Here is a 1,033-nt window from a genome sequence, read left to right as displayed (position 1 = left end):
GTTATTATCATCACATAAAGATACTTGATATAAATCAACTGGAGCACTAATATATCTTCACATTAAGATAAATAAGGGCAAGGTATGCATTATTTGATTGCGGTATTGGCACCGATTTTTTGGGGGAGCACTTACTCCGCGGTGGCACTATTCTTGGCGGATCTGTCTCCCTATTGGATGGCAGTGTGGCGCGCATTGCCAGCAGGCTTGCTGATGCTATTGATTAGTCGTCGCGGCTTACCGTTGAGCGTGCCGCGCATGCTCGCGGTGAGCTTTTTTAATATCGCAGCGTTCTTTTTGTTGTTATTTGTGGCTGCTTATCGTTTACCGGGTGCGGTTGCTGGGACATTAGGAGCGACCTTACCGCTCGTATTGATGTTGTTGCAGTGGTTAACAGAAGGGAAACGCCCTCAGTTAAAGATGTTGATGTTGGCACTGCTCGGTTTGGCTGGGGTGGGGCTACTCCTTAATCCTTCTTCCGACATTGATTGGATTGGTGCAGGGGCGATGTTGGCCGCCACCGTTTTTGTCGCGCAGTCGACCTTGTGGATGAAGCGCTGGGAGGCCAAAGATATCTTTGGTTTAACTGCGTGGCAGTTGGTGATTGGTGGCGTGATGTTAATCCCGTTTGCATGGTTACTAGCAGGACCGCCACAGGCTATCAGCCTCCATGCCGTTCCGGGTTTGATCTGGGTAATTGTGTTGAATACCGCGGTAGGTTACTGGGCTTATATACGCTCGATTACCGTGTTAGGCCCCAATCGCCAGTCGATCATTATGTTTTTGAACCCACTGACTGCTGTCACCCTCGGGGTCTTGTGGGTTAATGAGACACTTCAGCCCATGCAGTGGGTCGGTATTGGGTTGATCCTTGCTTCCTTGGTATGGATGAAATGGTCTGATCGCGGCGCACGACCTGTGGTGAAACAAGCCGTAGAAGCCTCTGCTAGTTAACCGTTAATAACGATAGTGGACTGTCCATGACACATAGCTGTAGGTGTCGTCAGTCGCTTGTTGATAGTCTTTACTGTGC

General features: G+C 49.4%; 1 protein-coding gene. It reads left to right on the top strand.

The window, feature by feature from the left end; translation table 11 throughout:
- Nucleotides 1-84: 84 nt before the first annotated feature.
- Nucleotides 85-954, top strand: coding sequence for a DMT family transporter (locus BZG83_RS16460; protein ID WP_077482159.1), 870 nt, complete (start codon nt 85-87; stop codon nt 952-954).
- Nucleotides 955-1,033: the final 79 nt, after the last annotated feature.

The organism is Salinivibrio sp. PR919, from assembly GCF_001995355.1.
Taxonomy (GTDB): domain Bacteria; phylum Pseudomonadota; class Gammaproteobacteria; order Enterobacterales; family Vibrionaceae; genus Salinivibrio; species Salinivibrio proteolyticus.
This window is presented reverse-complemented; position numbering and strand designations above follow the sequence as displayed.